Source organism: Variovorax sp. Varisp36 (genome assembly GCF_047304235.1).
In the GTDB taxonomy this organism is placed as follows: Bacteria; Pseudomonadota; Gammaproteobacteria; order Burkholderiales; family Burkholderiaceae_C; genus Variovorax.
On sequence record NZ_JBGLYU010000003.1, the window covers coordinates 152797 to 179493 of the forward strand.

At 68.5% G+C, this 26697-nt stretch carries 29 protein-coding genes; 17 read left to right on the forward strand and 12 right to left on the reverse strand.

From position 1 onward, the window contains the following. Positions 1-62: 62 nt before the first annotated feature. Both ACCD11_RS03475 and ACCD11_RS03480 read right to left on the reverse strand, forming a co-directional pair. The gene (locus ACCD11_RS03475) at positions 63-1355 is read right to left on the reverse strand and encodes an NAD(P)/FAD-dependent oxidoreductase (protein ID WP_413312393.1); all 1293 of its coding nucleotides are present in this window, start codon (positions 1353-1355) and stop codon (positions 63-65) included. A gap of 78 nt (positions 1356-1433) precedes the next feature. Continuing rightward, on the reverse strand, positions 1434-1916 hold the full coding sequence (locus ACCD11_RS03480) for a hypothetical protein (RefSeq protein WP_413312395.1): 483 nt from the start codon (positions 1914-1916) through the stop codon (positions 1434-1436). Positions 1917-1954: 38 nt separating this feature from the next. On the opposite strand from ACCD11_RS03480, the gene ACCD11_RS03485 reads away from it, so the two are divergent. The 7 genes from ACCD11_RS03485 (at position 1955) to ACCD11_RS03515 (ending at position 8978) form a co-directional block, all read left to right on the forward strand. After that, the gene (locus tag ACCD11_RS03485) at positions 1955-2830 is read left to right on the forward strand and encodes a GNAT family N-acetyltransferase (RefSeq protein ID WP_007828491.1); all 876 of its coding nucleotides are present in this window, start codon (positions 1955-1957) and stop codon (positions 2828-2830) included. Between the two features lie 119 nt (positions 2831-2949). Then, entirely contained in the window at positions 2950-3882 is a 933-nt protein-coding gene (locus tag ACCD11_RS03490; RefSeq protein WP_413312397.1) for a 2-hydroxyacid dehydrogenase, read from the forward strand. 164 nt (positions 3883-4046) lie between these two features. Continuing rightward, the gene (locus ACCD11_RS03495; RefSeq protein WP_413312398.1) at positions 4047-5450 is read left to right on the forward strand and encodes an aspartate aminotransferase family protein; all 1404 of its coding nucleotides are present in this window, start codon (positions 4047-4049) and stop codon (positions 5448-5450) included. A 76-nt stretch (positions 5451-5526) separates the two neighbouring features. Beyond that, positions 5527-6021, forward strand: a complete 495-nt coding sequence (locus ACCD11_RS03500) for an Lrp/AsnC family transcriptional regulator (protein WP_007828485.1) — start codon at positions 5527-5529, stop codon at positions 6019-6021. Positions 6022-6040: 19 nt separating this feature from the next. Further along, complete coding sequence (locus tag ACCD11_RS03505; RefSeq protein WP_413312400.1) at positions 6041-6421, forward strand: (2Fe-2S)-binding protein; 381 nt, start codon at positions 6041-6043, stop codon at positions 6419-6421. Between the two features lie 5 nt (positions 6422-6426). Beyond that, entirely contained in the window at positions 6427-7827 is a 1401-nt protein-coding gene (locus ACCD11_RS03510) for an FAD-dependent oxidoreductase (protein WP_413312402.1), read from the forward strand. After that, positions 7824-8978: an NAD(P)/FAD-dependent oxidoreductase gene (locus ACCD11_RS03515; protein WP_413312404.1), complete on the forward strand. Its 1155-nt coding sequence runs from the start codon at positions 7824-7826 to the stop codon at positions 8976-8978. The genes ACCD11_RS03510 and ACCD11_RS03515 overlap by 4 nt, the downstream gene beginning before the upstream one ends. Positions 8979-9017: 39 nt before the next feature. On the opposite strand, the gene ACCD11_RS03520 is transcribed toward ACCD11_RS03515, so the two are convergent. From ACCD11_RS03520 to ACCD11_RS03535, 4 genes are all read right to left on the reverse strand, one after another. After that, a complete protein-coding gene (locus tag ACCD11_RS03520) occupies positions 9018-9689 on the reverse strand; it encodes a haloacid dehalogenase type II (RefSeq protein WP_007828477.1) in 672 nt (223 codons plus the stop codon). A 111-nt stretch (positions 9690-9800) separates the two neighbouring features. After that, entirely contained in the window at positions 9801-10499 is a 699-nt protein-coding gene (locus ACCD11_RS03525; protein WP_007828475.1) for an HAD-IA family hydrolase, read from the reverse strand. A 138-nt stretch (positions 10500-10637) separates the two neighbouring features. Beyond that, entirely contained in the window at positions 10638-11036 is a 399-nt protein-coding gene (locus ACCD11_RS03530; RefSeq protein WP_413312407.1) for a GFA family protein, read from the reverse strand. A gap of 14 nt (positions 11037-11050) precedes the next feature. Continuing rightward, complete coding sequence (locus ACCD11_RS03535) at positions 11051-11764, reverse strand: YebC/PmpR family DNA-binding transcriptional regulator (protein WP_007828471.1); 714 nt, start codon at positions 11762-11764, stop codon at positions 11051-11053. Between the two features lie 98 nt (positions 11765-11862). Here ACCD11_RS03535 and ACCD11_RS03540 point away from each other — a divergent pair, with 98 nt between their 5' ends. The 5 genes from ACCD11_RS03540 to ACCD11_RS03560 all read left to right on the forward strand — a co-directional run bounded on the left by ACCD11_RS03540 (position 11863) and on the right by ACCD11_RS03560 (position 16508). Then, on the forward strand, positions 11863-13572 hold the full coding sequence (locus ACCD11_RS03540; RefSeq protein WP_413312409.1) for a M14 family zinc carboxypeptidase: 1710 nt from the start codon (positions 11863-11865) through the stop codon (positions 13570-13572). Positions 13573-13668: 96 nt separating this feature from the next. After that, a complete protein-coding gene (locus tag ACCD11_RS03545) occupies positions 13669-14508 on the forward strand; it encodes an isocitrate lyase/PEP mutase family protein (protein ID WP_413312410.1) in 840 nt (279 codons plus the stop codon). Between the two features lie 42 nt (positions 14509-14550). Then, complete coding sequence (locus ACCD11_RS03550; RefSeq protein ID WP_007828457.1) at positions 14551-15297, forward strand: energy-coupling factor ABC transporter ATP-binding protein; 747 nt, start codon at positions 14551-14553, stop codon at positions 15295-15297. Beyond that, positions 15290-15883, forward strand: coding sequence for an energy-coupling factor transporter transmembrane component T family protein (locus ACCD11_RS03555; protein WP_413312412.1), 594 nt, complete (start codon positions 15290-15292; stop codon positions 15881-15883). The genes ACCD11_RS03550 and ACCD11_RS03555 overlap by 8 nt, the downstream gene beginning before the upstream one ends. Before the next feature lie 31 nt (positions 15884-15914). Next, complete coding sequence (locus ACCD11_RS03560; RefSeq protein WP_413312414.1) at positions 15915-16508, forward strand: biotin transporter BioY; 594 nt, start codon at positions 15915-15917, stop codon at positions 16506-16508. 9 nt (positions 16509-16517) lie between these two features. Here ACCD11_RS03560 and ACCD11_RS03565 read toward each other — a convergent pair whose 3' ends face one another. After that, entirely contained in the window at positions 16518-17003 is a 486-nt protein-coding gene (locus ACCD11_RS03565) for a DUF6314 family protein (protein WP_413312416.1), read from the reverse strand. A gap of 259 nt (positions 17004-17262) precedes the next feature. On the opposite strand from ACCD11_RS03565, the gene ACCD11_RS03570 reads away from it, so the two are divergent. After that, positions 17263-17643, forward strand: coding sequence for a hypothetical protein (locus ACCD11_RS03570; protein WP_007828449.1), 381 nt, complete (start codon positions 17263-17265; stop codon positions 17641-17643). 79 nt (positions 17644-17722) lie between these two features. Here the strand turns inward: ACCD11_RS03570 and ACCD11_RS03575 are convergent, their stop codons facing one another. Beyond that, on the reverse strand, positions 17723-18472 hold the full coding sequence (locus ACCD11_RS03575) for a hypothetical protein (RefSeq protein WP_413312418.1): 750 nt from the start codon (positions 18470-18472) through the stop codon (positions 17723-17725). 191 nt (positions 18473-18663) lie between these two features. Here ACCD11_RS03575 and ACCD11_RS03580 point away from each other — a divergent pair, with 191 nt between their 5' ends. After that, positions 18664-19269 (forward strand): DUF6891 domain-containing protein, encoded by a 606-nt coding sequence (locus tag ACCD11_RS03580; protein ID WP_007828446.1) that lies wholly within the window; start codon positions 18664-18666, stop codon positions 19267-19269. Between the two features lie 72 nt (positions 19270-19341). After that, a complete protein-coding gene (locus ACCD11_RS03585) occupies positions 19342-20334 on the forward strand; it encodes an LLM class flavin-dependent oxidoreductase (RefSeq protein ID WP_413312419.1) in 993 nt (330 codons plus the stop codon). Between the two features lie 6 nt (positions 20335-20340). Here the strand turns inward: ACCD11_RS03585 and ACCD11_RS03590 are convergent, their stop codons facing one another. After that, the gene (locus ACCD11_RS03590; protein WP_413312421.1) at positions 20341-22071 is read right to left on the reverse strand and encodes a long-chain-fatty-acid--CoA ligase; all 1731 of its coding nucleotides are present in this window, start codon (positions 22069-22071) and stop codon (positions 20341-20343) included. A gap of 185 nt (positions 22072-22256) precedes the next feature. On the opposite strand from ACCD11_RS03590, the gene mnmA reads away from it, so the two are divergent. Next, positions 22257-23363 (forward strand): tRNA 2-thiouridine(34) synthase MnmA, encoded by a 1107-nt coding sequence (mnmA, locus tag ACCD11_RS03595; protein ID WP_413312422.1) that lies wholly within the window; start codon positions 22257-22259, stop codon positions 23361-23363. 1 nt (position 23364) lies between these two features. Here mnmA and ACCD11_RS03600 read toward each other — a convergent pair whose 3' ends face one another. The 3 genes from ACCD11_RS03600 to ACCD11_RS03610 form a co-directional block, all read right to left on the reverse strand. Continuing rightward, complete coding sequence (locus ACCD11_RS03600) at positions 23365-23856, reverse strand: NUDIX hydrolase (protein ID WP_413312424.1); 492 nt, start codon at positions 23854-23856, stop codon at positions 23365-23367. A 13-nt stretch (positions 23857-23869) separates the two neighbouring features. Next, on the reverse strand, positions 23870-24304 hold the full coding sequence (locus ACCD11_RS03605; protein WP_413312426.1) for a DUF4019 domain-containing protein: 435 nt from the start codon (positions 24302-24304) through the stop codon (positions 23870-23872). A 98-nt stretch (positions 24305-24402) separates the two neighbouring features. Further along, positions 24403-25116 carry a response regulator transcription factor gene (locus ACCD11_RS03610; protein WP_042672645.1) on the reverse strand — a complete coding sequence of 238 codons (714 nt, stop codon included), beginning with the start codon at positions 25114-25116 and terminating at the stop codon, positions 24403-24405. Positions 25117-25556: 440 nt separating this feature from the next. Between ACCD11_RS03610 and ACCD11_RS03615 the strand changes: the two genes are divergently transcribed. Continuing rightward, positions 25557-26687 (forward strand): Re/Si-specific NAD(P)(+) transhydrogenase subunit alpha, encoded by a 1131-nt coding sequence (locus ACCD11_RS03615; RefSeq protein ID WP_413312428.1) that lies wholly within the window; start codon positions 25557-25559, stop codon positions 26685-26687. The last annotated feature ends 10 nt before the right edge of the window (positions 26688-26697 follow it).

The following is a 26697-nucleotide window of genomic DNA, read 5'->3' on the forward strand; positions in this document are numbered from 1 at the left end:
TGAAGTGCTCCTGGGGCCGTGGGTTGGAAAAAAACGAACGCGTGTTGCGGGACTGCGGACCCTCAGGCCAGCCTGTCCTTGAGCCGGTAATAAAAGCCCACCGCCGGCAGGAACCACGGCGGGCCGAAGTGGCCGGGAATGGCGGGCCAGTCGCGGCCCCGCCAGGGGTTGGCGGACGCGTCGCCGTTCATCACGGCGGCCATGCGTTCGCCCATGTGGACCGACATCTGCGTGCCGTGTCCGCTGTAGCCCATCGCGTAATAGAGGCCGTTGCGCTCGCCGGCATGCGGCAGGCGGTCCTGCGTCATGTCGACCAGTCCGCCCCAGCAATAGTCGAGCCGCACCGCGCCGAGCTGCGGGAAGGTCTCGGCCAGCCCCGCGCGCAGGATGTCGCCGCTCGCGGCATCCGACTGCGGGCTGGAAATCGCGAAGCGCGCGCGCCCGCCGAACACCAGCCGGTGGTCGGCCGTGAGCCTGAAGTAGTGGTGGATGTTCGCGATGGTCGTGTAGGTGCGCCGGGCCGCGAGCAGCGCCTGCGCGCGCTCCGCGCCGAGCGGTTCGGTGACCACGATGAAGCTGCCGATCGGCACGATGCGCCGGCGCAGCCAGCCGAAGCTGCCGTAGCCGCCATGGCGCGTCGCGCCCGTGGCCAGCAGCACCTGCTGCGCCGTGACCACGCCGCGCGCGGTGTGCAGCCGGTGGGCATGGCCCTGGCCCAGGCGTTCGATGCGGCGCACTTCCGTGCCCGTGTGGATCGCGGCGCCGTTGCGCTGCGCGGCCACCGCCAGCCCGTGCGCGAAGCGGCCCATGTGCATCTGGGCGCTGCGCTTGTAGAGCAGGCCGCCGTGGAAGCGCTCGCTCTGCACCTCGGCGCGCACGCGCGGTGCGTCGAGGATCTCGACGTCGTTGTCCACACCGTCGTCGATCAGGCGTTGCACGCTGCGTTCGAGCGCGGCCATCTGGTTGGCGCGCGTGGCGAGCTTGAGCTTGCCGTGGCGCATGAAGTCGCAGTCGATGGCCTCGTCGCGCACCAGCCGCGCCACGGTGTCGACCGCGTCGTCGTAGGCGTTGTACCAGCCGCGCGCCCGCTCGACGCCGACCTTGGCCGCCACATCGGCGTAGTCGACCGCGAGGCCGTTGTTGACATGCCCACCGTTGCGCCCCGAGGCTTCGGCCGCCACGCGCGGGCCGGCTTCCAGCACCGCGACCCGGGCGCCGCGCCTGGCCATTGCCAGTGCGGCCGAAAGGCCGGTGAAGCCGCCGCCGACGATCGCGACATCGACCTGCGCCGGCAGCTCCTGCGGCGCGGCCAGAAACGCGGGGGCCGAATCGGTCCAGTAGGAGTCGAGCTTCATGGCATCCGGCCCACGCAGGAGCGAGCCGGCATGCCGCGGCGATCGAGGGCGATTTGCCTGGGGCGGGGGCTCATGGTTTCAAGTTCCTTGGACGACAAATGCGACAAGCTCATGACGAAGTGATTGCAGCACGCAGCCATGCCGCAGGTATTGGGAAATACGGCATCCGGCGCATGAAAGCTGCGGTTTGGAGGGGGTGCGGCGGCATGCCGTGCGGTCTGCCCCTGGCGCGTGCGGCCATGCACCTCGGTGCGTCGCGGCGAAGTCGATCGGCACGCTTTTGAAGCGCAGGCCGGCATCGGGGACGAAGCGTCCGCCGATGAACTGCCCCGGAGGCACGCGGATCTTGAGCGGGCGACGACTTGCATGGGAAGAATGGAAGGAGGCCACGATGGCGCCGGAGAATGGACGGACGATGCTAGGCAGGTCGGCGCGGCATTTGTGTGCGTAAGCGAACCCGTGGCGGCAGCGAATTGCAAACCCCGGGCCCTTGGCAGGCGAAGCTTGCGAGTTGCGCCGGCAGGCGATTTCGGTCTGGCATCGGGCGCTGATGTCGTCCAAGATGCAAGGGACATCCCCTTCGCTACAGAGACCCTTCAATGCCCGATCAGACCCCGAATGCACCCGACGACGGCGTGGTGCTCCGACCGATGACGTCCGCCGACTTGCCCTCCACGCATGCGCTGTCGGCCCAGTTGCGCTGGCCGCACCGGCTGGCCGACTGGGCGCAGGTGTTCGCGCATGCCGAGGGCATCGTGGCCGAGCGCGACGGCGAGATCGTCGCCACCGCACAGCGCTGGCACTGGGGCGAGCGCCATGCCAGCATCGGCCTCGTGATCGTGACGCCGGCCTGCCAGGGCCGGCGCATCGGGCACAGGCTGATGAGCGCGATGCTCGAAGGCCTGGAGGAACATACGGTGCTGCTGCATGCCACCGCCGAAGGGCGCGGCCTGTACGAGCGGCTGGGCTTCGTGCGAACGGGTGAACTGAGGCAGCACCAGGGCATCGCGCAGCCGGCGCCGCTGGTTGCGCTGCAGCCGGGCTGGCGCCTGCGGCCCGCCGGCCTGAACGAGGCGGCCACCCTGCAGGCGCTCGACGCTGCGGCGCGCGGCATGCCGCGCGATGCGCTGATCGCCGACCTGCTGGCCAACGCCGATGCCTGCGTGGTGCTCGACCACGACAACGAAGCGCGCGGCTTCGCGATGCTGCGCCGCTTCGGGCGCGGGCATGTCATCGGGCCTGTGGTTGCGCCCGACCTCGACGGCGCGAAGGCGCTGATCGCCCATCTCGCCAGCGTCAACGCCGGGCACTTCACGCGCATCGACATCGACTTCGACAGCGGGCTGGCCGAGTGCCTGGAGAGCATCGGGCTGCTGCGCGTTGATGCGCCTACGACGATGGTGCGTGGTGTGCCGCTGGTTACGCCGGCTGGCGGGCCTTCGCTCTTTGCTGTTGTTACTCAGGCTGTTGGGTGAAGACTTGCTCTTTGGTGGGGCGATCACGCCGACGGGGGACATTCGCGGAGGGGAGTACCCGGCGGCCTGTGCACGCACCCCGAATACAGCGCCCGAAAACGCACCCACAAACAAAACCCATGACCACCACCTTCCTCTACAAATCCGACCCCGTGCGAGGCCGCCTGTGGGCCGAAGTGTTCCGCCGCCGCGCCCCCGACATCGACTTCCGCATCTGGCCCGACATCGGCGATCCCGCGCAGGTACGCTTTCTTGCCGCCTGGGAGCCGCCGGACGATCTGGCCGAGCGCTTTCCGAATCTCGAAGTGCTGTTCTCCTCGGGCGCGGGCGTCGACCAGTTCGACTTCGCCGCGCTGCCGCCCGCGCTGCCCGTGGTGCGCATGGTGGAGCCCGGCATCGTGGGCGGCATGGTCGAGTACGTGACGCATGCGGTGCTCGGCCTGCATCGCGACATGCCGCAATACAGGCGCCAGCAGCAGGAAGGGCAGTGGAAGCCGCTGCCGGTGCGGCCCGCGGGTGAACGGCGCGTCGGCGTGCTCGGGCTCGGCTCGCTCGGGCAGGCCGTGCTGGCGCAACTCGTCGGCATGGGTTTTGATTGCGCGGGATGGAGCCGCTCGCGGCACACGGTCGACGGCGTGCAATGCCATGCCGGTGCCGACGAGCTGCCGGCCTTTCTTGCGCGCACCGACATCCTCGTGTGCCTGCTGCCGCTGACCGATTCGACGCGCGGCTTCCTCGACGCGCGGCTGTTCTCGATGCTGCCTGCCGGTGCCGGCCTGGTGCATGTGGGTCGTGGCCCGCAACTCGTCGACACCGACCTGCTGGCCGCGCTCGCCAGCGGCCAGGTCGGCGAAGCCGTGCTCGACGTGACCGACCCCGAACCGCTGCCGCCGGCGCATGCCTTCTGGCGCCATCCGCATGTGCAGCTCACGCCGCACATCGCGAGCATGACGCAGCCGCTCAGTGCCGCCGAAGCGGTGCTCGACAACGTGCAGCGCTTCGCCGCGGGCGAGCCCATGATCGGGCTGGTCGATCGCCAGAAGGGGTACTGAGCGCGAGTTGCCGGAGGCACGCCGCACGATCTGCTGTCGCGGCACGCACAACGGCAGCGTGCTTCGTGCAGAGGCCTCAAAGCAGCACCAAGCCGAGGGTCGCGCATCCTAAGCTGAGGGCATCGAAAGCCTCCTTCGCCACCAGCTTCCTCCGGACACAGCCCATGACGCATCCCTCCGCATTGCCTCACCAAGCCGCGCTCGACGCGATCGATCGTGCGCACCTGATCCACCCCGTCTCGCCCTGGCGCGTGCATGAGCAGCGCGGCCCCACCGTGCTGGCCTCGGGCCGCGGCGCCTGGCTGACCGACAGCAACGGCCACGAACTGCTCGACGCCTTCGCCGGCCTGTGGTGCGTGAACGTGGGCTACGGGCAGGAGAGCGTGGTGCAGGCCGCGGCCGAGCAGATGCGCCGGCTGCCCTACGCGACCGGCTACTTCCACTTCAGCAGCGAGCCGGCCATCCGCCTTGCCGAAAAGCTGGTGCAGATCACGCCGGCATCGCTGACCCGTGTGTACCTCACGCTGGGCGGTTCCGAGGCGGTCGATGCCGCCGTGCGCTTCATCGTGCAGTACTACAACGCGACCGGCCGGCCGTCGAAGAAGCACTTCATCGCGCTGGAGCGCGGCTACCACGGCTCGTCGTCCACCGGCGCGGGCCTGACCGCGCTGCCGGCCTTCCACCGCGGCTTCGACCTGCCGCTGCCCACGCAGCACTACATTCCTTCGCCGAATCCGTACCGCCAGCCGGACGGGGTCGACGCGCAGTCATTGATCGCCGCATCGGTCGCGGCCCTGCGCGCCAAGGTGGCCGAGCTGGGCGCGGACAACGTGGCCGCATTCTTCTGCGAGCCGATCCAGGGCTCGGGCGGTGTCATCGTGCCGCCCAAGGGCTGGCTCAAGGCCATGCGCGAGGCGGCGCGCGAGCTCGACATCCTCTTCGTGGTGGACGAGGTCATCACCGGCTTCGGCCGCACCGGCCCGATGTTCGCGTGCGAGGCCGAAGGCGTGGAGCCCGACCTCATGACCATGGCCAAGGGCCTGACCGCCGGCTACGTGCCGATGGGCGCCACGATGATGTCGGAGAAGGTCTATGCCGGCATCGCCGATGGCGTGCCCGAAGGCGCCCTGGTCGGGCACGGCGCGACCTATTCGGCGCACCCGGTCAGCGCCGCGGTCGCGCTCGAGGTGCTGCGGCTCTACGAAGAGGGTGGCGTGCTCGCCAACGGCCAGCGTGGTGCGGCGCACTTTGCGGCCGGGCTCGACGCGCTGCGTGCGCATCCGCTGGTGGGCGACGCCCGCCACCGCGGCCTGCTGGGCGCGCTGGAACTGGTGAGCGACAAGGCGAGCAAGCGCGGTTTCGACGCATCGCTCGGACTGCCGGAGCGCATCTTCGCCGCCGCCTACCGCAATGGCCTGGTGTTCCGCGCCTTCGGCGACCACGTCCTCGGCTTCGCGCCCGCGCTCACGTTCACCGAGGATGAGTTCGCGCACCTGTTCGCGCGGCTGAGGAAGACGCTCGACGAAGTGCTCGACGCGCCCGACGTGCGCGCCGCACTGGCGGCCTGAACAAACCGGCGCACAAAAGCTCCGCAAGACCGGGCGGCGACGCAGAATCAGACTTTCCTTCTCTCCAGGCACCGCGATGTCAGAAGCTTTCAAGATCGACCGACTCGACCTGCGCATCCTGGCCCAGCTGCAGAAGAACGGGCGCATGACCAACGTCGACCTGGCCGATGCGGTCGGGTTGTCGCCCAGTCCCTGCCTGATCCGCGTGAAGCGGCTGGAGCAGGCTGGCTACATCGCGGGCTACGGTGCGCACCTGCGGCTCGAAAAGCTCGGCGACACGCTGACCGTGTTCACCGAGGTCACGCTGTCGGACCACCACCGCGAGGACTTCGTGCGCTTCGAGGCCGCGATCCGCGAGGTCGACGAGGTGCTCGAATGCCACCTCGTCAGCGGCGGCTACGACTACCTGCTGCGCTTCCTCACGCGCGGCGTGAATCACTACCAGGAAGTGATCGAGGGGCTGCTCGAACGCAACATCGGCATCGCGAAGTACTTCAGCTACATCGTCATCAAGTCGCCGTTCATCAAGACGCACTGTCCGATCGAACGGCTTTTCCCCCACGAGCGCTGACCGGCGCCTTCATCCATCCATGCCCGAAACCCATCTTCCCTCTGCTTTGCCCAACCGCTTCGTGCGGCTCGCGGAGACCGACCGGCCCGCGTTGACGCTGCACATCGACGGCGAGGCCCGCACCGCGCTGGCCGGCGACACCCTGCTGGTGGCGCTGCTGAGCAACGGACGGCGCGTGCGCGACAGCGAGTTCGGCGACGGACCTCGCGCCGGCTTCTGCCTGATGGGCGCCTGCCAGGATTGCTGGGTGTGGACGCCGGCGGGCGAGCGGCTGCGCGCCTGCTCGACGCCCGTCGAGGCGGGGATGTCGGTGCTCACGCGACCGCCCGCGGCCCATTGGCCCGCCACGCCCGACCTGCAGCAGCTGCTGGCGCGCGGCGCCGCGGCGGCCGTGCGGTGAGCGCGATGCCGCCAACTTCGCCTTCGCCGCGCATCGTCGTGGTCGGCACCGGCCCTGCGGGCGTGCGCGCCGCTCAGGCGCTGGTGCGCGCCGGTGTTCGGCCCGTGGTGGTGGACGAAGGCCGGCGCGACGGCGGACAGATCTACCGCCGCCAGCCCGAAGGCTTCAAGCGGCCCTACGCCAAGCTCTACGGCACCGAAGCCGAGAAGGCACAGGCGCTGCACCACGACTTCGACGCGCTGCGCGCCCACATCGACTACCGCGGCGAGACGCTGGCCTGGAACGTGAGCGAGGGCGCGCTGCACGTCGTGCATGCCGGCGAGCCGCAGGTGCTGCCGTTCGATGCCTTGCTGGTCTGCAGCGGCGCGACCGACCGCCTGATGCCCGTGGCGGGCTGGCACCGCGCCGGCTGCTACAGCCTGGGCGCCTCGCAGATCGCGCTGAAGGCGCAGGCCTGCGCCATCGGTTCGCGCGTGGTCTTCATGGGCAGCGGCCCGCTGCTGTATCTCGTGGCGTCGCAGTATGTGCAGGCCGGCGCTCAGGTGGCGGCGGTGCTCGACACCGCGCCGGCCGCCAAGTCCTGGAGTGCCGTGCGCGGGCTGCTCGCGCGGCCGCGGCTGGCGCTGCGCGGGCTCGCGCTGATCCGCGGGCTGCGCGGCGCGGGCGTGCCGGTGCTGCAAGGCGTGGTGCCGCTCGCCATCGATGGCGACGACAGCCTCGGCGTGCAGGCCGTTGCCGTGCGCGATGCCCGGGGGCGCGAGCAGCGCTTCGCGTGCGATGCCGTCGGCCTCGGCTGGCACCTGCGCGCAGAGACGCAGCTGGCCGATCTGGCGCGCTGCGAGTTCGACTTCGAGCCCGTGAGCCGGCAGTGGCTGCCGCACATCGATGCCGACGGCCGCAGCAGTACGCGCGGCGTGTACCTGGCTGGTGACGGCGTCCGCATCCTCGGTGCCGACGGCGCCGAGGCCGCCGGCCGGCTGGCCGCGCTCGCGGCGCTGGCCGACCTCGGCCACGCGCCGGGCCGCGCGCTCTACGACACGGAGTCCGCCGCGCTGCGCCGCACGCTGGCGCAGATGAACCGCTTCCGCGAAGGTCTCGCGCGCGCCTTTCCGTGGCCGCATGCGCAGGCCGCGGCACTGCCCGACGAGGCGGTCGTGTGCCGCTGCGAAGCCGTGACGGCGGGCGAACTGCGCCGCTGTGTCAACGAGATGGACAGCCACGAAGTCAATCGCGCCAAGGCCTTCAGCCGCGTCGGCATGGGGCGCTGCCAGGGCCGTTTCTGCGGCCATGCGTCGGCCGAGATCGTGGCGCAGGCCAGCGGCGTGCCGGTGCAACTGGTGGGTCGCCTGCGTTCGCAGGCGCCGGTCAAGCCATTGATGATGAATACGCGCGAGGTCAGTCCATGAGCGAAACCACGAACACCGACGTGCTGGTGCTCGGCGGTGGCCTGATGGGCACCACCGCTGCCTTCTTCCTGCGCCGCCAGCACGGCCTGTCGGTCACGCTGCTCGAGCGCGAACTGGTGGGGCGGCAGGCCAGCGGCACCAACTTCGGCAACGTGCGCCGCCAGGGCCGCGTGCTGGCGCAGATGCCGCTGGCCAACCGCGCGCGCGCCGTCTGGGGCCGCGTGAACGAACTGCTCGGCGAAGACCTGGAGTTCGTGCCCTACGGCCACCTGCGCGTTTGCTACACCGAGCAGCAGGCCGTGGTGCTCGAGCAGCACGCGAGAGACGTGAAGCCGCTGGGCCTCGACCTGGAGCTCTTCAGTGCCGCGCAGCTGCGCAAGCGCTGGGGCATCTTCGCGCCCGAGGTGGTGAGCGGTTCGCTGTCGCCGAACGACGGCCATGCCAACCCGCGCCTGGCCGGACCGGCCTTCGCGCGGGCGGCGCGGCACGCGGGCGCGAACATCGTCGAGCATGCCGAGGTGATGAAGGTCGAGCGTGACGGCGGGGGCTTCGCGGCGCACACCGCGGACGGCCGGCGCTTTCGCGCGCCGCAGCTGCTCGTGGCCTGCGGCGCCTGGTCGAACCGCATGGCCGAGCAGTTCGGCGAGCCCGTGCCGATGGAGGCGCGCGGACCGCAGATGGGCGTGACCGAGCCGCTGCCCTATGCGGTAGGTCCGTCGATCGGCGTCTCCTCGCCGATCGAGCAGGAGGGGCTGTATTTCCGCCAGATCTCGCGCGGCAACATCGTCTTCGGCGGCGGCTTCAAGGGGCCGGCGCACGCCGACCGTATCCGCGCCTACGTCAAGCCCGACAACGTGCTGCGCCAGATGCGCGAACTGCGCCGCGTGGTGCCGGCGTTCGAACACGTGCAGCTGATCCGCGTGTGGAGCGGCATCGAGGGCTACATCGCCGACTGGCAGCCGGTGATGGGACCCAGCGCCCGCGTGCCCGGCCTGCACTACGCCTTCGGCTTCTGCGGCGAGGGCTTCGCGATCAGCCCCGGCGTGGGCGAGACCATGGCCGAGCTGATCGCCACCGGCCGCACGTCGACGCCGATCGAGAGCTTCTCCATCGGGCGCTTTGCGGCGGCTTCGCAGAAACGGGCGGCTTGAAAGAAGCGATCGCCGGTCATGCCGGCGATCGCTCCAGATTCAGAGGCCGACCAGCGCCGGCAGGCCGCCGATGTCGGAGATCTCGGTCGTGCCGTAGGCTGGAACGCCGGGTTCGTGCTTGCGATTGACGAAAGCCTTGTCCTTGATGCCCACGTCGCGCGCCGACATGTGGTCATAGCGCATCGACGACGACACGTGCAGGAAGTCTTCCGGCTTCGCGTTCAACGAGTCGATCATGTATTCGAAGGCGCGCAGGCGGGGCTTGTAGGCCTTGGCCTGCTGCGCCGTGTAGACCCGGTGGAAGGGCACGCCGAGCAGCTTCACGTTGTGCACGAGCTGCGCGTCCATGGCATTCGAGATGATGACCAGCGGGATCTTGTCGGCGATCCTGGCCAGGCCTGCCGTCACGTCCGGGTGCGGGCCCCAGGTGGGCACGGCGTTGTAGATTTCCGAGACGTCGGCCTCGCGGAACGGCACGCCCCAGCGGTTGCAGGTGCGCAGGACCGAGTTGTAGACGACGTCGTAGTAGGGCTGCCAGTCGCCCAGCACCTCGTCGAGCCGGTAGGCCGCGAAGTCCTCGCAGAACCGCTCGATGTTTTCCGGACTGACGCGGTCGGCGAAGAGCCTGCGCGCCATCGGTGCCATCTGGAAGTTGGTGAGAGTGCCGTAGCAATCGAAGCTGATGTACTTGGGCCGGAAGACAGTGGTCATGGAAGCTCCTTGTGAATATTCGAATCGCGATATGGGAATGGATCGATGGCAGGCAGGGTGCCTTGGGCGGCCATCATGACGAAGGCGTTGCGATGGCGATGGCCGCCGTGCTCAGCGCCCCGCCTCGACCGCATCGGCCAGCTCGGCCAGCGTGTGGAAGTGATGGTCGGGCACGGTGTGCTTCGACTCGATGGTGCCGCCGGAGCCCTTCTGCGCATGGCGGCGCTCGATCCAGCAGGTGGCGATGCCGAGCTGTTTCGAGATGCCGATGTCGTGGTACTGGCTTTGCGCCACGTGCAGGTTGTCCGCCTGCTTGAACCCCCAAGCGCCTTCGAAGCGGCCGCGGGCGTAGGCGAAATAGCGCGCGTCGGGCTTCTCGCACAGTGCGTCGTCGCAGCTCAGCAGCATGTCGAAGGGCGAGCCCAGGGTCTTGTCGAAATGCGCCAGCGCCCAGGCCTGCGCGTTGGTCATCGTCACCAGCTTGAAGCGCTTGCCGAGCCGCTTCAGCGCTTCCACCGAATCGGGGAACGCCGGCCACCGGGCGACCGAGTCGCGCAGGCCCTTCGCAATGGCATCCGTGTCGGGCAGGCCCAGCGCGGGGGCGATGGCGTGCCAGCAGCGCTCGAGGTCGTCGGGATACCAGCCGGCGCTGCCATCAGCGCGGGCTCGCCGGTAGGCGGCGAGGAAGTCGTCATCGCTCACGTCGGCATCGGGCGCCGCGCTGCGCAGGTAGGCGAGCATGCCGCCCTCGAAGTCGATCAGCGTGCCGACGACATCGAAGGTGAGGACCTTGAAATCTTGCAGTGACATGGGAAAGCTCCACGGATGAAGAAAGAGAGTTCATCGAGCATAGGAGCGCTCCCTGCTTGCGCAGGCCCGAACTGGGGCCGCGCTACGGCACAGGATGTCGTTGTCGGCGCCGGGCCGGCATCTTCTTGCGCGGGCGGTTCAGCTCCCCCCGGCGTGGCCCTTGTGTTGCGGCAGGTCGTCCGTGATCGTGAACCATGGAGCCTTCGAGCCGACGAAGATGTGCGCGCTCGGCCGGACGGTGGGCGTGTCGACCAGCGTGCCCAGCGTGACGTGCACGAACTGCCCGCCTCGCACGACCGAGCACAGCAGCGAGCCGCACTTGGCGCAGTGCAGGTCGCCCGCGTCAGGCTTGCCGTAGACCGTGATGCCGTCCTCGCCCTGTGTGATGGCGAACTTGCCGCGCTCGATGCCCGCGAAGGGCTTGAAGGCCGAGCCCGTCGCGCGCCGGCAGTCGGAGCAATGGCAGTTCAGCGCGTAGGCAAACTCATCCGCCACCGAGTAGCGGACCGCGCCGCACAGGCATCTGCCGGCGAGCATGCGCGGCCGGGAGCTCAACCCGCCAGGCCCACGAACACGTTCTGCACGTCGTCGTTCGCGTCGATGGCCGCCAGAAAGGTTTCGACTTCTTCCAGGTCTTCCGCGCTCAGGCTCGCCGGATCGACCGGGTTCTTCGGCTTGTAGCCCAGCTTGGCCGACAGCACGGTGAAGCCCTGGGCCGGCAATGCGCGGCTCACGAGGTCGAGGTCGGTGGGGTCGGTCAGGAAGACCGCCGCATGGCCTTCGCCGGCCGGCTCGAAGTCTTGCGCGCCGGCTTCGATGGCGGCCACTTCGGGGTCGGCGTCGGGCCTGGCGGGTTCGGCTTCGATCATGCCGACGTGGTCGAAGTCCCACGACACCGAGCCCGAGGTGCCCAGCTGGCCCTTGCGGAACAGCACGCGCATTTCAGGCGCGGTGCGGTTCACGTTGTCGGTCAGGCACTCGACCATCACCGGCACGCGGTGCGGCGCGAAGCCTTCGTAGATCACGTGCTCGAAATGCACCGCCTCGCCCGTGAGTCCCGCGCCCTTCTTGATGGCGCGGTCGAGCGTTTCCTTGGGCATCGAGACCTTGCGGGCCTGCTCCACGACCAGCCGCAGGCGCGAGTTGGAGGCCGGGTCGGCGCCCGCGCGCGCGGCGATCATGATTTCCTTGGCGAGCTTGCCGAAGAGCCGGCCCTTGGCATTGGCCGCCAGGTCCTTGTGTTTTGCTTTCCATTGGGCGCCCATGTCTGATTCCTCGAATGTGTGTTGCGGCCTTGTCTGGCTCTTTTGCAGAAAGAAGGGCTGGACGACCGGATTGGGGCGACTACTGTAGCCTTCTTCCCATGACCTCTTCACGAGCCACACCGTACTCCACGCCGTTCGAGGCAGGCAACGGCAACCAGACCACCACCTGGGCCGAATGCGTGGCCTTCTACCAGCGGCTGGCCGACCACTTTCCCGGCGTGCTGCACTGGGGCGAGATCGGCGTGTCGGACACCGGCGTTCCCCTTCACGCCGGCGTGGTCACTGCGGACGGCGTGTTCGACCGCGAGACGCTCAAGCAGCAGGGCCGCCCGGTGTTCTTCAACAACAACGGCATCCACCCCGGCGAGCCCGAGGGCATCGACGCCTGCATGGCGCTGGTGCGCGATTTCTGCACCCGGCCCGAGCAGCTCGCGGCACTGGGCGGCACCGTGTTCCTGTTCATCCCGGTCTACAACGTGGACGGCTGCATCAACCGCCAGGACACCTCGCGCGTGAACCAGCTCGGCCCCGAGTCGTTCGGTTTCCGCGGCAACGGCCGGCACCTCGACCTGAACCGCGACTTCATCAAGTGCGACAGCCTCGCCGCGCAGGTGTTCAACAAGTTCTTCACCGCGTGGGACCCGGACGTGATGGTCGACACCCACACCTCCAACGGCGCGGACTACAGCTACACCATGACGCTGATCCCGACCCAGCCCGACAAGCTGGGCGGCGGGCCGGGACAGTTCCTGCGCGAGAGCATGCTGCCGGCGATCTACGCCGGCATGGACCGGCGCGGCTGGCCAACCTGCCCATACGTGAACCTGCTGGCCGAGACGCCCGACGACGGCATCGAGGACTTCCTCGACCTGCCGCGCTTTTCCACCGGCTACGCGGCACTGCACCACACCATCGGCTTCATGCCCGAGACCCACATGCTCAAGCCCTTTGCCGACCGCGTGGCTGCCATGCGGACGCTGGTCGAGGTGGTGCTGGAGTTCACCGTGGGGCATGCGGCGCGCATTCAGGAACTGCGCCGCGAGGCCCGGGCCACCACGGCGCAACAGGCGCGCTGGCCGCTGGCATGGCGCAACGACCGCAGCCGGCCGGCGAGCTTGCGCTTCAAGGGCTATCGCGCGGTTCGCACGCCCAGCCGGCTGGGTACTTATGAGCGCCTGGCCTACGACCGCGGCCAGCCTTGGGAGAAGGACATCGTGCACTTCGACCGCTGCGTCGAAGTCGCGTCCGTCGCCGCGCCCAAGGCCTATCTCGTGCCCCGGGCCTGGCGCGAAGTGATCGAGCGGCTGGCGTGGAATGGCGTCGAGTTGCAGCGTCTCGAAGCGGACCGGCTGTTCGATGCGGCGCGTGTGTATCGCATCCGGAGCGTGGTCTCCCGCGCGAACGCCTACGAAGGGCACATGTTCCATGATGAGGTGGTGCTCGCTGCGCACACCGAGCCCTTCCAGGCGCATGCGGGCGACGTGTGGGTGCCGCTGGACCAGGCCAATGCCCGCTACGTGGTCGAGACGCTGGAGCCCGAAGCCCACGACAGCTTCTTCCGCTGGGGCTTCTTCAACAGCGTGCTGGAGAAGAAGGAGAACTTCTCGGCCTACGTCTTCGAGGACACCGCGCTTCGGATGCTGGAGGAAGAACCCGCGCTGAAGCGGCAGTTCGAGCAATGGAAGGTCGATCACCCCGACAAGCTGTCCGATCCGCAAGCGGTACTGGGTTTTCTCTTCGCCCATGGACAGCGCCATGCGGAGCCTGGGTGGCGGCGCTATCCGGTGGTGGCGCTGATGGCTTCCTGAGCGGCGCAGAGCGCGGCAGGAGCAAGTTTCTCCAAGTCCTGGATGCGGGACACCCTTACGCTGCAGTCATTCCACAACGCCCTCGGGCCATCACACATGCATTCCGCCGAATCGTCACGGCAGCAAGCCGGCATCTTTCATCGCCTGCACGCCGGGCCCGACCCATTGGTGCTGGTGAACGCCTGGGACGCCGCCAGCGCGCGCATCGTCGAGCGCGCCGGGGCCACGGCCCTCGGCACCACCAGCGCGGGCATGGCCTGGTCGCTCGGCTACGCGGACGGCGAGCGCATGCCGGCCAGCGAGTTGCTCGCGGCCTGTGCGCGCATCTGCCGCGTGGCGGGCGTGCCGGTGAGCGTCGACATCGAAAGCGGCTTCGGCGACAGCGCGCAGGCGGTGTGCGACGTGGCGGGCGCGCTGATCGACATGGGTGCGGCCGGCATCAACATCGAGGACGGCACGCGGCCGGGCACGCGCGAGCTGGCGTCGCCGGAGGTGCTGTGCGAGCGCATCGCCGCCATCCGCAAGCTGGACGCGCGCTTTTTCATCAACGCGCGCACCGACGCCTACTTTGTGCCTTGGGACGACCCGGCGGCGCGCTTCGAGGAGGCGAAGCGCCGCGCTCGGCTCTACGCGGCGGCGGGCGCCGACGGCATCTTCGTGCCCGGCATGTCCAGCCTCGAAGAAATCGCCGGCATGGCCGGTGCGGTGAGCCTGCCCGTGAACGTGTATGCGGGCTATGCCGGTGCGCCGCCGGCCGAGGGCTTTGCGCGTGCCGGCGCGCGGCGCATCAGCCTCGGCTGCGGCCCGCTGCAGTCGGCGCTGGGGCTGGTCGGCCGCATCGCCAGGGAGGCCTTCGAGCATGGCCGCTTCGGCGCGATGGGCGAGGGCATGCTGTCGGTCGGTGAGATCAACGGGCTCTTCGCCGCCACGCCCTGAGCTCCGCGCCGCAAGGGCGCGTTCGGGTACAGTGGGCGCCCCTTGCCGCAGCCGACCCCGCCCGAACCCGATTCCCCGCACAGCATCCGCCTCGAAGCGGTGACGCTGGTGCGCGGCAGCCAGCATGTCTTCGAGGGGCTGACGCTCCACCTGCAGGAGGCGCGCATCGGCCTGATCGGCGACAACGGCGCGGGCAAGAGCAGCCTGTTCCGCCTGATCAGCGGGCTCGACCAGCCGCAGCAGGGCCGGGTGGTGGTGCATGGCTGCGACACGCAGGCCGACCGCAGGCAGCTGTCGAAGCACGTGGGGCTGATGTTCCAGAACCCCGACGACCAGATCATCTTTCCGACCGTGGCCGAGGAGCTGGCTTTCAGCCTCACGGCGCGCGGCGAAACGCGGCAGGCGGCGCGGCAGCAGGCGCGCGACTTTCTCGCGCGGCGCGGGCTCGAGGCCTGGGCCGCTCGCGCCGTGGGCGAGCTGAGCCAGGGCCAGCGCCAGCAGGTTTGCCTGCTGGCCTTGCAGATCAGCGAGCCCGCCACGCTGCTGCTCGACGAGCCCTTCGCCAGCCTCGACCTCCTGAGCCAGGCGCGGCTGGCCGCGCAGCTCGACGCCAGCGATCACCAGATCCTCGTGTCCACGCACCTGCTCGAACACGTCTACGACTTCGAGCGCGTGCTGTGGCTCGAACAGGGCAGGGTGCGCGCCGACGGGCCGGGCCGCGAGGTGTGCGAGGCCTACGCCGAGAACGTGCGCGAGCGCGCCGCATCGGAGCGGGGCCGCCGTGCGTAGCCTCTACTCGGAGCAGCCGACGTGGATGCATGCGATCGCCGCGTGGGTCAAGCTCGCGCTGCTGTCGGTGTGCGGCACGCTGCTGGTGCTGGTCGAACGGCCGGTGCACCTGGCCATCGCCTGTGCGGTGGTGCTGCTGATCTTCGCCTCGCTCGGGCCGCCCGCATGGCGCCGCGCGCGCATGCTGCTCGGCGTGGCGATCGCGGGCGGGATGATCGTCGGCTTCCACTGGGCGATGGGCACGACCCCGCTCGGCGTGGCCAGCGCGCTGCGCCTTGCCAGCGCGGCCACGCTCGCGCTGATGCTCACGCTGACCACGCGCTTCGAAGACCTGCTCGCGGTGCTCGAGGCGGTGCTGCACCCGCTGCAGCGCTTCGGCGTGCCGACCGAGCGGATCGCGCTCGGGCTTGGCCTGATGCTGCGCTTCGCCGAGAATTTCTACGTGCAGTGGCAGCGCCTCGACGACGCCTACCGCGCGCGCGCAGGCCACGGCGGCGGCCTGCGGCTGCTGGCACCGCTGACCATCCGTACGCTGCAGACTGCGGAGCGCGTGGCCGATGCGCTGGCCGCGCGGCTCGGGCGCTGAGCTCCAGTCCTATTCCTCGAAAGCGATCGCCATGACCACCACCACAGGCTCCCTCACTTCGTCCCGCTCGCTCTCCTACATCGCTCTGTTCGCGGCGCTGATGGCGGTGTTCGGCCTGATCCCGAAGATCGACCTGCCGTTCGGTGTGCCGATCACGCTGCAGTCGCTGGGCGTGATGCTGGCGGGCTGCCTGCTGGGGCCGCGCCGCGGCTTCCTGGCCATCGCGCTGTTCCTGCTCGCGGTGGCGCTGGGCCTGCCGTTGCTGCCCGGCGGCCGAGGCGGCCTGAGCGTGTTCGTGGGGCCGACGTCGGGCTTCCTGTTCGGCTGGATGTTCGGCGCCTTCGCCTGCGGCCTGCTGATGCGCCTGGCGGTGCGCCGCATGGCTGGCGCCACGGGCCTGCCGCTGCTGGCGGCGGCCTTCCTGTCGTCGGTGATCGGCGGCATCTTCGTGATCTATGCCTTCGGCATCGTCGGGCTGTCGTGGGTGGCCCACATGCCGCTGCCGAAAGCGGCGCTGGCCATGTTGGTCTTCATTCCCGGCGACCTGATCAAGTGCGGCCTCTGCGCGATGCTCGTGCAGACCGTGATGCGCGGCATGCCGGGCTGGCGCCTCGATCGCGACTGACCCGTCGATCTAGCCGCCGCGCCGTGTGAAGACGGTGGCCGAGAGGTAGTCCTTGCGCGGGCCGCGCACCGCGTGGCGGATCGTGAAGGAGCCGTCCGGCAGAAAGCGATAGCCGCTGTCGTAGGTGTCGGGCGTGCACAGGTGAGTGGCTGACCCCGCGAGCACATCGCCGTTGCGCACGATGCCGATGGCATGGAACAGGCGCGTCGGGCTCTCGGCAAAGTGCACCGCGAAGCCACCGGGAGTGCGCTCGAAGAAGTATTCGCGATGCCCGTCGAACTCCTTGCCGTCGGCCAGCCGGATCCGGCCCTCTTCGCGGTACTTCAGCATTCCAGTCTCAAGCGGCGTGAACACCGCGACGCCGCTCATGGAGGCCTGGCCCTCGATGGTCCGCTCCAGGTCCCACGCGCCTGCCAGCCCGTCGAAGACGGTGTCCGCGGTGCCCCAGGCCGCCAGGGGTGGGAGGGGTGGAAGAGGGGAGGCGGGCTCGCGCATGCAAAGACTCTACGGCAAGCCGCGATCTCCTCCGGAAACGGGAGATTGTTTCCAACGTGTGAACGCCGTGGTTCTGTTTGCTAAGGGTTTTTACTTAGATAACGGCGCACAATTCATCTCACAGACCGGCCCCCAAGCCGATCTGGGTGAACAGGGCCCCGAGCGAGGTGGCCGCCCCCCGACGGGGCGGTGACCCACCCAAGACCGGTTCGAAATCATCCAAGTGCAAAAGAACTGAAACGAATTGAAGGACATCCAAATGACCGCCTCGAAGCTCCTCTCCGCTATCTCCATCGCCCTGCTGGCCGCTGCCGGCGCCGCCCACGCTGAATCGTACGAAGGCGTGCACCAGCTGACCTCGGCCGCCAGCCGCGCCGACGTCGCCGGCCAGGCCGTGGTTGCTGCCCACAGCGCCAACCCCTACGCCACCGGCGCCGATGCCGGCCCGGCCCGCGCGATCGTCTCGACCGTCAGCCGCGCCGCCGTTCGCGCCGATGCCGTGGCCGCTGCGCACAGCGCCGATCCGTATGCCGAAGGCGCTTCCGCCGTTGCGGCACCGGTCTTGGCCAGCACGGTGGACCGCGCCGCGGTGCGTGCCGCCGCCCGCGCTGCAGCCCGCGGCGACAGCCTGCCGCTGTAATCCGCCGCGGCAGCCTCCCGCCTGGCGAAAGACAGAAACCGGGCCATGCGTTTGCATGGCCCGGTTTTTTTTGGCCGGCTCAGCCCGAAGGCAGTTCCCGCAGCGCCGCCACGAGGAAGGGCGGGCCGCCGGGCAGCGCCGCGTCGTGCAGCGTGATGAACCATTGCGTCGCGCCTTCGTGCGCTGGGCCCGCGCGCAGCGTCCACGCATAGACCCGCCGGCTGCCGCGCGCATCGTCGGTGGCTTCGCAATGCGCCACCGTTTCGCCGCGGCACTCGTCGACCAGCACGGCGTGGCCGTCGGGGTCGTGGCGGATCGCGCGCTGCATCAGGCGCACGCGGATGCGCTCCGGCGCCGCGGTGCGTTCGCCGTCCCGCGCGGGCGGCACTGTCGCGCGCAGGCGCTGGTCCAGCGGCATGTCCGCGCGGAAGCCTTCGCCGCATTCAAGCGACATGTTTTCGAGTGCCACGCGCACGCGGCGGCGCTCGCGCAGCGTGGTCACGAGGAACATCACCGTCGACGCCGAGAAGATGCCGGAGAACGGCAGCCCCACCAGCAGCCAGAGCCACTGCCAGCCGCCGCGCAGCGACCACGTGACGGCCTGGAAGCCGAACGCGGCCATGAAGGCCAGCACCGCCAGCGCGACCAGCCATGCGATCCAGTCGGAGAACGGCTTCTGCATGCGCTCGGTGGCCTGTGGCGCGTCGGAGCACCATTCGGTGGGCACGTGTTCGTCGAAAGGCGGCAGCCCGGCCACGCGAGGGTGGGCGATCAGGTCGATGGAAGGATGGCGCTGCGGCATGAAGAGCCGCCGAGCATAGCCAGCCACAGGGGGCCGCGTTGCATTGCCTTGTCCTGGCGCATCCTTCATGATGGCGCGGCGCGGAAGGGGTGGCCGCAGGGGCTCATGCTTTCGCATTACTGCGCCGTCCTGGTGCGGTGGGCGAAAATAAACCGCTCCCGCCAACAGACAAACAAGAAAGCACGATTCGTCGCCGCCGATGCGGCAACCCAACACGCATGGCCCTTACTCTCGATCCCGAAGACACACGCGGACGCATCCACGATCTTGTGTGGAGCGGCTTCCATCCCGATGCCGACGTCGAATGGATGATCACCGACGAGTACCTCGATCCGGATGAGCTCTCCGCCGAGGACCGTGCCTGGGTGAAGGCCGAGGCCGCACGCGCCTGCGCCGCCAAGCGCGCGGCTGAATCCGGGTGGCCCGCGCAGACCGAATACGACCGGCTCGAAGCGGTTTTCGCGCAGCTGCGCGGCGAGAAGATCATTGCGCTGCATCGCGCGGGCAACACGCTGGCCGACGGCCACGACGACGTGCGCGAGCAGTGGCGCGCCGCGGGGCGGCTGGCCTCGGGCGTTCGCGGCTGCTGCTTCTATCACTCGCAGGACCTCGACACCGCGGTGCGCACCGGCCGCCTGCGCCTGGCCTTCAGCGGCGGCATGATCCCCGAGATCGAGCAGCGCGAAGCCAACACCGTGGTGGTGGGCCACCGCATCGTGGAGTTGCTGCGCGCGGCCGGCTTTGGCGCGCATTGGAGCGGCAACGTCGACGAGCGCATCGAAGCCGACCTCGGCCAATGGCGCAAGCGGAGCCCCGGCGCGTGAGCGTGATGACGCCATACCCAACCGAATAGCCCCTCGCGCGACGGCTTCGGCGGTTCGCGCCATGATCGCGCCATGATTCCGTTATCGATCCTCGACCTTTCCCCGATCACCGAAGGCAGCGATGCCGCGCAGTCGTTCCGCAACTCGCTCTCGCTGGCGCAGCATGGCGAGAAGCTGGGCTACGCGCGCTACTGGCTGGCCGAGCACCACGGCATGCCGGGCATCGCGAGCGCGGCCACTGCGGTGCTGCTGTCGTATGTGGGGGCGGGCACGTCGACCATCCGCATCGGCGCCGGCGGCGTGATGCTGCCGAACCATTCGCCGCTCGTGATCGCCGAGCAGTTCGGCACGCTGGAGTCGCTGTACCCGGGGCGCATCGACCTCGGCCTCGGGCGCGCACCGGGCTCCGACCAGCGCACCGCGCGGGCCTTGCGGCGCAACCTCGAATCGGACGCGGACCAGTTTCCGCAGGACGTGATCGAGCTGATGGACTTCATGTCGAAGACGCCGCAGCAGCCGGTGCGGGCCGTGCCCGGCGCGGGGCTCGAGGTGCCGGTGTGGATCCTCGGTTCGAGCACCTTCGGCGCGCAGCTCGCGGCGCACCTGGGCCTGCCCTACGCCTTTGCCTCGCACTTCGCGCCGCAGCAGATCATGCAGGCCATCCAGATCTATCGCGAGACCTTCAAGCCCTCGGCGCAGCTGCAGAAGCCGTACGTGATGCTGGGCTTCAACGTGTTCGCGGCCGACACCGATGCCGAAGCCGAGTTCCGCGCCACCTCGTGGCAGCAGGCTTTCGTGAACCTGCGCAGCGGCCGGCCGGGGCGCCTGCCGCCGCCGGTGGAAAACTACCGCCAGAAGGTCGGGCCGGCGGAGAACGCGCTGCTCGACTCGGTGCTGTCGTGCTCGGCGGTCGGCTCGGTCGAGACGGTGAAGAAGGGCGTGGAAGCTTTCGTCGCACGCACCGGCGCCGACGAACTCATGATCACCTCACAGGTGTTCGACCATGTCGCCCGGCTGCGCTCCTACGAGCTGCTGGCCGAGGCGTTCGGGCAGATGAAGCGGTAGCTGCGGTCAAGCTGCCCGCTTGCGGGCTTCCTCGTCGACGAGATCCTTCTTCGAGAGCTTGCCCACGGGTGTCTTGGGCAGCTCGGCGCGGATCTCCAGCGCGCCGATCATCTCGTGCTTGCCCAGGCGGTTCTTCAGGAATGACTTGAGCTCGTCGAGCGTCAATTCGGGCGCGCCTTCCTTCAGCTTCACGAAGGCCTTGGGCGACTGGCCGCGGTACTCGTCGGGGATGCCGATCACGCAGACCTCGGCCACCGAGGGATGCTCGTACACCGCCTCTTCCAGCACGCGCGGATAGACGTTGTAGCCGCCGCAAAGCAGCATGTCCTTGGTGCGGTCGACGATGTAGAGGTAGCCGTCGGAATCCATCTTCGCCACGTCGCCGCTGCGGAAGTAGCCGTCGGCCGTCATCGACTCGGCCGTGGCCTTGGGGTTGTTCCAGTAGCCCTTCATCACGTTCGGGCCCTTGATGCAGAGCTCGCCAGCCTCGCCGAAGGCGGTGACGTCCTTCGAGGGATCGTCCAGGCTCACGAGCTTGATGCGCACCTGCGGCAGCGGCATGCCGCACGAGCCCGCCTTGCGCAGGCCGCGTGCGGGCGTGAAGGTGCCCACGGGCGAGGTCTCGGTCATGCCCCAGCCCTCGTTGAGGTGGCATCCGGTGAGCTCGAAGAAGCGCTGCTCCACTTCCACCGGCAGCGGCGCGCCGCCGGAGCCGCAGAACTTGAGCGAGCGCAGGTCCATCTCCTTCGCCTTGGGGTGCGAGAGGATGGCGGTGTACATCGTCGGCACGCCGGGGAACACGCTGATCCGGCTGGCGGCGAGCTCGTTCATCACCGCGTCGACGTCGAAGCGCGTGTGCAGCACCAGCGCCGCGCCCAGGCGCACGCCAAGCAGCATCGCGGCGCTGAGCGCGAAGATGTGGAAGAGCGGCAGCACCACCAGGAAGCGCTCGGTGCCCTCGGCCAGGATAGGCGGATCGCCCTTGGTCGATTCGTAGTACTGCGCCGAGGCCGACGTGAGATTGGCGTGCGTGAGCATCGCGCCCTTGGGCAGGCCGGTGGTGCCGCCGGTGTACTGGAGCACTACGATCTTTTCGGCGAGGTCGCCCAGCGGATAGGTCTTGTGGGCGCCTTCGCTCCTGAGCAGGTCGGTGAAGCGCACGTGCCGGTCGTCCACGGGCACGGGGGCGATCTGGCCGGCGCCCTGCAGCTGGGCCTGCACCTTGTCGCCCATGGCGCCGTAGTCGCCGAGGCTGCCGACCACCAGCGTCTTCAGGCGGGAGTTGTCGAGCAGGCGCGCCATCTGCGGGTAGAGGTTGACGAGGTCGAGCGTGACCAGGATGTCGGTGCGGCTGTCCTCGATCTTGTGGGCCAGCACGCGCTCGGCGTCGAGCGGCGAATAGTTCACCACCGTGCCGCCGGCTTTCAGCACGGCGAAGAAGGCGATCGGGTAGTGCGGCGTGTTCGGCAGGTAGAGGCCCACGTGCACGCCGGGCTTCACGCCCAGGTCCTGCAGGCCCTTGGCCGCGCGCTCGACGGCGGCGCCGAGTTCGCGGTAGGTGATGACCTGGCCCATGAACTCGACGGCGGAGCGCTCGGGCCAGCGCTCGACGGCCTCGTCGAGCATCTGCTGCACCGGCTTCACGGGCAGCTCGGCGTCCCAGCGCATGCCCGCGGGGTAGGCGCGTGTCCAGGGGAGGGTGTCGCCGGAATTCGAGGCGGTGGAAGGTGTGGCCATGCGTCTTGTCTCCGCTTGCTGTTGTCGTGAATGGCGTGGCGGGTCTTGCTGCCGCTTCGTCCGGAATCACTTTAGCGCCGGCCCTCCCGTCGATGGCCCGTGGGCTGACAAACCGGCGACACGGGTTTTCCCGATTTCCCACACGCCGGAAGCCCCTTCGACGGGGCTGGGACAATAGGGGGCTTATGGCAAAGCATCGGATCGTTGTGGGACTGAGTGGCGGAGTGGACTCCGCGGTGACGGCGCACCTGCTCAAGCAGCAGGGGCACGAGGTGGTCGGCATCTTCATGAAGAACTGGGAAGACGACGACGACAGCGAATATTGCTCGTCGAACATCGACTTCGTGGACGCCGCCAGCGTGGCCGACGTGCTGGGCATCGAGATCGAGCACGTCAACTTCGCGGCCGACTACAAGGACCGCGTGTTCGCCGAGTTCCTGCGCGAATACAAGGCCGGCCGCACGCCGAACCCCGACGTGCTGTGCAACGCCGAGATCAAGTTCAAGGCCTTCCTCGACCATGCCATGCGGCTCGGTGCCGAGAAGATCGCGACCGGGCACTATGCGCGCGTGCGCCTGAACGAGGGCACCGGCAAGCACGAACTGCTCAAGGGGCTCGATCCGTCGAAGGACCAGAGCTACTTCCTGCACCGCCTGAACCAGGCGCAGCTGTCGAAGACGCTGTTCCCGGTCGGCGAACTGCACAAGACCGAGGTGCGCCGCATCGCGGAAGAGATCGGCCTGCCCAACGCGAAGAAGAAGGACTCGACCGGCATCTGCTTCATCGGCGAACGGCCGTTCCGTGAGTTCCTCAACCGCTACATCTCCAAGGAGCCCGGCCCCATCAAGGACGACCGCGGCCGCAAGCTGGGCGAGCACCAGGGGCTGAGCTTCTACACGCTGGGGCAGCGGCAGGGGCTGGGCATCGGCGGCGTGAAGGAGAGGGGCGCACAGCGCGGCTCGGGCGACCATTCGCCGTGGTTCGTGGCGCGCAAGGACGTCGAGAAGAACACGCTGTGGGTGGTGCAGGGACACGACCATCCGTGGCTGCAGTCGTCGGCGCTGAAGGCAGACGATGCGAGCTGGGTCTCCGGCGAGCCGCCGGCGCCGGGCAGCTACGGCTCGAAGGCGCGCTACCGGCAGGCCGATGCGGCCTGCGAAATGGATGCCGGGGAAGACTCCGGCGCCGCCTTCGCCTTGCGCTTCGGTGAGCCGCAATGGGCCGTCACACCTGGGCAGTCGGCCGTGCTCTACGACGGCGAACGCTGCCTTGGCGGCGGCGTCATCGTCTGACTCAGGGCGCCGAGCGCACCGATTCGTCGACGTGGACCACGTCCAGCGGGTGGCGCTTGCCCGCCAGATGGTCTTCGATGCACTGCAGCAGCAGCGGGCTGCGGTGCCGCGCCACGCTGGCGCGGATTTCATCCGCCGTCATCCAGACGGTGCGCACGATGCCTTCATCGAGCGGGCGGCCTTCTTCGAACGCGCCCAGCGTGCCCGCGAAGGCGAAGCGCATGTAGGTGGTGTCTTCGCCCCGCTCGGCCAGCGGCCGGGAGCGCGCCATGTAGACGCCGATGAGCGCCGTTGGCGTGAAATGATGGGCGGTTTCCTCGAGGGTTTCGCGCACGCAGCCCTCGGCCGGGGATTCGCCGGGGTCGAGGTGCCCCGCGGGCGTGTTGAGCCACAGGCCATCGGCAGTCTGCTCCTCGACCAGCAGGAAGCGCCCGTCGCGCTCGATCACCGCGGCCACGGTGACGTTGGGTTTCCAGCGCGGGCCTGCTGCCATGTTTTCGGCCTTCTTATTTCAGCGCGTAGCCGCTGAAGCGCCAGACACGATCGCTGTCGAGGTGAAAGCTCACGAGTTCGCGCAAGGTGCCGTCGGGCTTGTTCGCGAAGCGGGTCTCGTATTCGACGCTGACGTACTGGCCGGCCGTATCGCCGTCGGCGTCGGCCACGATCTGGCGGTTGACCGACACCCAGATGCGCATCTGCGGTGCGCCGATCGGGGCGCGACTCCTGGCGATCTGGGTGGTGAAATCGTTGCGCGTCACGCGCTTGCGGGCGGCGGGGGTGGCGCCGTCCCACAGTTCGCCGGCCTTGCCCTGGTCGATCATCTGGATCGCCTGCATGCCGCCTCGCACCATGTCGCTGGCTTCGACCTCTTGTGCGGCGGCCGGGCCGAACCAGCTCCAGAGCAACGTGGCTGCGAGCAGCAATCGGATCATCGGGTTCATTCGTCTCAATCTTTCTGGGGGCTCACAGCCAATCCTGCAAGGCTGGGGGCGCAACGGTGGAAACCGTTCGAGACTTTAGCGTGCCGGAGATTCCCGGCTCAGCGCACGCCGGTCCCCGACAGCGCATCGGCCTCGATCGTTTCCAGCCTGTACCCCAGGCCGTAGATGGCCAGCAGCAGGAAACCATTCGCGGGGCGCAGGTCGAGCTTGGTCCGCAGGCGCGAGATGTGGGTGTCGAGCGATCGCGACAGCGCCTCGACGCCAAGGCCCCAGACGGCCTCGTGCAGGTGTTCGCGCGAGAGCAGCCGCCCGAGGTTCTGGAACAGGAACAGCGCGAGTTCGTACTCCCGGTTCTTCAACTCGACCTGCACCCCGCGAACCTTCAGGAGCCGCGAGGGCGGATAGAAGTGGTAGGGGCCGAAGATCAGCTCGGCCTCGTGCTGGGCCGGGTAGGAGCGGCGCAGCAGCGCATTCACGCGAGCTTCGAGTTCACCGGCGCGGGCGGGCTTGACCATGAAGTCGTCCGCGCCCGCATTGAGGCCTTCGACCAAATCTCCCTCGTCGTGCCTGTCGGTCACGAAAAGAATGGGAAGCCGGCTGTTGAGTTCGCGGCGAATGGACTTCACGACGTCGGGGCCCTTCATGTCGGGCAGATTCCAGTCGAGTATCAGCAGGTCGAAGGTCTGCCGGCGCATCGCCTGCAACAGCGCCCTTCCTTCCGTATAGGAATGGCACTCGTGCTCGAGTGCCGTCATGGTTTGGCTGATCCGCTTGGGTTGATCTACACCGTCGTCGAGTACTGCAATTCGCATTCCATCCCCTTCTTCCTCCTTCGTCAGTCTCGGTGAGCTGACGATTTGGGGTCGAAGTGTATCCATCTGCGACTAACGTAAAGTTCAAAGGCCGCAACTAATGCACGCAAATCGCATTTTCCAGATTAATTGTTAATAAATTTGGTCACAATTAGATGCAAATGGTGAATTGGATTGTGAATCTCATTAATGACTGTTAACAATTTTTTACTGGACAAACGGCCTTAATTTTCTTGGCCAGTCGAGGATGGGCGCGTGTCGCCTCCCTCGAACGCGCTATCGAATATCCGAATTCGCTATTGAATGAATAGCGGTGGCGACAACGTTCATCGGCACTTTGGGGCGAAAACCACAGAGCGTTTTTGCGACAACGAACGCTTGTAATCTTGCTGTAAGCTCTGCCCGCGTTCCGTTTGCCCCCTTGCTCTGAGGAGATCTCTATGCTGATAGGCGTGCCTGCCGAGACGACGGCCGGCGAAACCCGCGTGGCCGTTACGCCCGAGACGGTGAAGAAACTGGTGGCCTCGGGGCACACCGTACGGGTGCAGTCGGGGGCTGGCGTTGCCGCCAGCGTCACCGATGCCGCCTACCAGGCCGCCGGTGCCGAGATCACCAACATGAACGCCGCATTCGCCGCCGACATGGTGCTCAAGGTGCGCACGCCCACCGATGCGGAGACCGCGCTGCTGAAGTCCGGTGCCGTCGTCATCGGCATGCTCAATCCCTTCGATGCCGCAGGCCTGCAACGCCTGGCCTCCGCCGGTGTCACCGGCTTCGCGCTCGAAGCCGCCCCGCGCACCACCCGCGCCCAGAGCATGGACGTGCTCTCATCGCAGGCCAACATCGCCGGCTACAAGGCCGTGATGATCGCGGCCGACAAGTACCAGCGCTTCTTCCCCATGCTGATGACCGCCGCCGGCACCGTGAAGGCTGCACGCGTGGTCATCCTGGGCGTCGGCGTGGCGGGCCTGCAGGCCATTGCCACCGCCAAGCGCCTGGGTGCCGTCATCGAGGCTTCCGACGTGCGTCCCAGCGTGAAGGAGCAGATCGAATCGCTGGGCGGCAAGTTCATCGAAGTCTCCTACGACACCGATGAAGAAAAGGAAGCAGCCGTCGGCGTCGGCGGCTACGCCAAGCCGATGCCCGCGAGCTGGCTCGCGCGCCAGCAGATCGAAGTCGCCAAGCGCGTGGCGCTCGCCGACGTCGTCATCAGCACTGCACTCATCCCGGGGCGCGCCGCGCCGACGCTCATCACCGAGGACATGGTCAAGTCGATGAAGCCGGGTTCCGTCATCGTCGACATCGCCGCCGGCAAGGGGCCCGACGGCGTGGGCGGCAACTGCCCGCTGTCGGAGGCCGACAGGACCGTGATCAAGCACGGCGTGACCATCGTCGGCGAGACCAACCTCGCGGCGCTGGTGGCGGCCGATGCCTCGGCGCTCTATGCGCGCAACGTGCTCGACTTCCTCAAGCTCATCGTCACCAAGGAAGGTGCGCTGAAGATCGACCTCGAGGACGACATCGTCGCCGCCTGCCGCGTCACGCAGGACGGCCAGGTCACGAAGAAGTAAGCGAACACGC

Bases quoted from the DNA above. Each gene is read 5' to 3' on its own strand.
- ACCD11_RS03475 (WP_413312393.1), bottom strand. From the start codon at position 1,355: ATGAAGCTCGACTCCTACTGGACCGATTCGGCCCCCGCGTTTCTGGCC.
- ACCD11_RS03485 (WP_007828491.1), top strand. From the start codon at position 1,955: ATGCCCGATCAGACCCCGAATGCACCCGACGACGGCGTGGTGCTCCGA.
- ACCD11_RS03490 (WP_413312397.1), top strand. From the start codon at position 2,950: ATGACCACCACCTTCCTCTACAAATCCGACCCCGTGCGAGGCCGCCTG.
- ACCD11_RS03495 (WP_413312398.1), top strand. From the start codon at position 4,047: ATGACGCATCCCTCCGCATTGCCTCACCAAGCCGCGCTCGACGCGATC.
- ACCD11_RS03500 (WP_007828485.1), top strand. From the start codon at position 5,527: ATGTCAGAAGCTTTCAAGATCGACCGACTCGACCTGCGCATCCTGGCC.
- ACCD11_RS03505 (WP_413312400.1), top strand. From the start codon at position 6,041: ATGCCCGAAACCCATCTTCCCTCTGCTTTGCCCAACCGCTTCGTGCGG.
- ACCD11_RS03510 (WP_413312402.1), top strand. From the start codon at position 6,427: ATGCCGCCAACTTCGCCTTCGCCGCGCATCGTCGTGGTCGGCACCGGC.
- ACCD11_RS03515 (WP_413312404.1), top strand. From the start codon at position 7,824: ATGAGCGAAACCACGAACACCGACGTGCTGGTGCTCGGCGGTGGCCTG.
- ACCD11_RS03520 (WP_007828477.1), bottom strand. From the start codon at position 9,689: ATGACCACTGTCTTCCGGCCCAAGTACATCAGCTTCGATTGCTACGGC.
- ACCD11_RS03525 (WP_007828475.1), bottom strand. From the start codon at position 10,499: ATGTCACTGCAAGATTTCAAGGTCCTCACCTTCGATGTCGTCGGCACG.
- ACCD11_RS03530 (WP_413312407.1), bottom strand. From the start codon at position 11,036: ATGCTCGCCGGCAGATGCCTGTGCGGCGCGGTCCGCTACTCGGTGGCG.
- ACCD11_RS03535 (WP_007828471.1), bottom strand. From the start codon at position 11,764: ATGGGCGCCCAATGGAAAGCAAAACACAAGGACCTGGCGGCCAATGCC.
- ACCD11_RS03540 (WP_413312409.1), top strand. From the start codon at position 11,863: ATGACCTCTTCACGAGCCACACCGTACTCCACGCCGTTCGAGGCAGGC.
- ACCD11_RS03545 (WP_413312410.1), top strand. From the start codon at position 13,669: ATGCATTCCGCCGAATCGTCACGGCAGCAAGCCGGCATCTTTCATCGC.
- ACCD11_RS03560 (WP_413312414.1), top strand. From the start codon at position 15,915: ATGACCACCACCACAGGCTCCCTCACTTCGTCCCGCTCGCTCTCCTAC.
- ACCD11_RS03565 (WP_413312416.1), bottom strand. From the start codon at position 17,003: ATGCGCGAGCCCGCCTCCCCTCTTCCACCCCTCCCACCCCTGGCGGCC.
- ACCD11_RS03570 (WP_007828449.1), top strand. From the start codon at position 17,263: ATGACCGCCTCGAAGCTCCTCTCCGCTATCTCCATCGCCCTGCTGGCC.
- ACCD11_RS03580 (WP_007828446.1), top strand. From the start codon at position 18,664: ATGGCCCTTACTCTCGATCCCGAAGACACACGCGGACGCATCCACGAT.
- ACCD11_RS03585 (WP_413312419.1), top strand. From the start codon at position 19,342: ATGATTCCGTTATCGATCCTCGACCTTTCCCCGATCACCGAAGGCAGC.
- ACCD11_RS03590 (WP_413312421.1), bottom strand. From the start codon at position 22,071: ATGGCCACACCTTCCACCGCCTCGAATTCCGGCGACACCCTCCCCTGG.
- mnmA (WP_413312422.1), top strand. From the start codon at position 22,257: ATGGCAAAGCATCGGATCGTTGTGGGACTGAGTGGCGGAGTGGACTCC.
- ACCD11_RS03600 (WP_413312424.1), bottom strand. From the start codon at position 23,856: ATGGCAGCAGGCCCGCGCTGGAAACCCAACGTCACCGTGGCCGCGGTG.
- ACCD11_RS03605 (WP_413312426.1), bottom strand. From the start codon at position 24,304: ATGAACCCGATGATCCGATTGCTGCTCGCAGCCACGTTGCTCTGGAGC.
- ACCD11_RS03610 (WP_042672645.1), bottom strand. From the start codon at position 25,116: ATGCGAATTGCAGTACTCGACGACGGTGTAGATCAACCCAAGCGGATC.
- ACCD11_RS03615 (WP_413312428.1), top strand. From the start codon at position 25,557: ATGCTGATAGGCGTGCCTGCCGAGACGACGGCCGGCGAAACCCGCGTG.